The 369-nt window shown below is 80.2% G+C and carries 1 protein-coding gene; it reads right to left on the minus strand.

Annotated elements, in window-relative coordinates; translation table 11 throughout:
- On the minus strand, positions 1-369 hold a 369-nt coding region (locus E2C05_RS33920), incomplete at its 5' end, for an NAD(P)/FAD-dependent oxidoreductase (RefSeq protein WP_205083330.1).

Here is a 369-nt window from a genome sequence, read left to right on the forward strand (position 1 = left end):
TCAGGCCGCGATGCGCGTCCGCCGCGCCAAGGCCCGCCCCGCCAGCGGCGCGGCCAGCGCGAAGGCGCCGGGCGCTTGCCGCAGCACCAGCGCGCCCAGCCCCGCCCAGCGCATCGCCCCGGCGCTGCGCCGCTGCCAGGCGGCCTGGAATTGCGTCGCATCCCCGCCGTCCAGGATCGCCGCCGCCGCGGCAAGGCCGGAGTGCAGCGCCAATGCGATGCCCTCCCCCGTGAAGCTCGGGATCACGCTGGCCTGGTCGCCCACGCGGTAGAGGCCGGGCGGGCCGGCCGCCGGGGCGCGCCAGCCATAGGGCACGCCGGCGACGGCCAGCGGCCGGTCCCAGAGCGGCGTCGCGCCGGCCAGCAGCCG

This window comes from Paracraurococcus ruber (assembly GCF_004353985.1).
GTDB classification, from domain to species: domain Bacteria; phylum Pseudomonadota; class Alphaproteobacteria; order Acetobacterales; family Acetobacteraceae; genus Paracraurococcus; species Paracraurococcus ruber.